Origin of the sequence: Schnuerera sp. (genome assembly GCF_035459645.1) — a bacterium.
GTDB lineage: Bacteria > Bacillota > Clostridia > Tissierellales > Tepidimicrobiaceae > Schnuerera.
Map to the genome: position 1 here is coordinate 1 of NZ_DATHXO010000113.1, position 1690 is coordinate 1690.

At 31.7% G+C, this 1690-nt stretch carries 2 protein-coding genes; both read right to left on the reverse strand.

Annotated elements, in window-relative coordinates; genetic code table 11:
• On the reverse strand, window positions 1-791 hold a 791-nt coding region (locus VK998_RS02740), incomplete at its 3' end, for an S-layer homology domain-containing protein (RefSeq protein WP_325225206.1).
• A gap of 75 nt (window positions 792-866) precedes the next feature.
• Window positions 867-1690, reverse strand: an 824-nt coding sequence (locus VK998_RS02745) for a CTP synthase (RefSeq protein WP_325225208.1), incomplete at its 5' end; no start/stop codon positions are given.

Sequence of the window (1690 nt, forward strand, 5' to 3'; positions counted from 1 at the left end):
ACTTTCCCAGTAATAATGCCAGCTAATTGGTCTTTTTCATGAGTAACAGGTTCTTCTACTGGTGTTTTTATTGGTGATTTCTCAGGTTCTTCTACTGGCTCTTCTGGAATAGTTACTATAGAGCTTCCATCCATTTTCCCATAGGAAAGATATAAGATCTTAGCCAATACAGATCTAATAACTGGTTGATCTGGGTTGAAATTCCCATTTCCATCACCTTTCGCTTCTAGTATACCCTTGTCTATTAAAAATTTTATATAAGGTCTTGCTCGTTCTGGAATACTATCTGTATCCTTATATAAAAACAAGAAAACCTCACCATCTTTTTCTTCTATCCCTAATGCTTCAGCAATATAGATAGATAATTCAACCTTTGTTGCAGTTCTAATCTTTCCTTTCACAAATAAATTGTTTTCTACAAAAATTTCCGTAACTAAACCTTTGGATAAAGCTATAGCTAGTGCATCTTTCCTCTCTTCTGATAATTCAAATTTATTTAATAAAATGCTATACTTTCCTCTCATTTTTTCAATTTCTTCTGAAGGTGTATTAAAAAGTCTAGTCACATATACCAATGCATCTGCAGTATTTACTTCATCATTAGGTCTAAAGGTTCCATCTTCATATCCATCCATCAACCCTAAATCAACAACCTTTTCCACATAATCATAAGCCCAATGACTATTGCTTATATCTGTAAACATGCTTTCCCCATAAGCTATAAAACCATTAAAACTTAATAATACAATAATTAAAATAGTAATTTTTTGGTGATTTTTGTTAATAAACAAAATATCTCCCCCTTTTACAGTTACAATCGATAACTTTACCTAATATTACTATTCTAGATATACTCATAAATTCCTCTATTTATTATCTTTATTTTCCTTAGCAGCCCTTATAAAATCTTTAAACAAAGGATGGGCTTTTGTTGGTCTTGACTTAAATTCAGGATGAAACTGCACTCCTATAAACCAAGGATGATCTTTTAGTTCTACAATTTCAACTAATCTCTCATCTGGTGAAAGTCCACTCATCAACAATCCCTCTTCTTCTAATTTATCTCTAAATTGATTGTTGAGTTCATGTCTATGTCTATGTCTTTCATATATTAATTCTTCTTTATAAATATCCATAGCCTTAGATCCTTTAGCTAATTTACAAGGGTATAACCCTAATCTCATAGAACCATTGGTTAATTCTATATCCTTTTGTTCTGGCATTAAATCGATTACAGGAAAAGGAGTATTTGGATTAATTTCAGTACTATGAGCTTCTTTCAATCCAACTACATTCCTTGCAAATTCCACAACAGTTAATTGCATACCTAGACATATTCCCAAATAAGGTATTTTGTTCTCTCTAGCATATTTAACTGCAGAAATTTTCCCATCTATTCCTCTCTCGCCAAATCCACCAGGAACTAAAATGCCATCTACTCCTTCAAATATCTCTTTATTATTTCTATCTTCTACATTTTCAGAATGAATCCACTTTATTTCTACATCTACATCATTGAATATACCACCATGTCTTAAAGACTCAGCCACTGACAGATATGCATCCTTCAGTTCTACATATTTTCCAACAAGAGCTATAGTCACTTTCTCTTTTAAAGCTTTAATCCTATTTACAATATCATTCCATTCAGATAAATCTAATTCGTCACATTTTAAATGGAGATGATCTA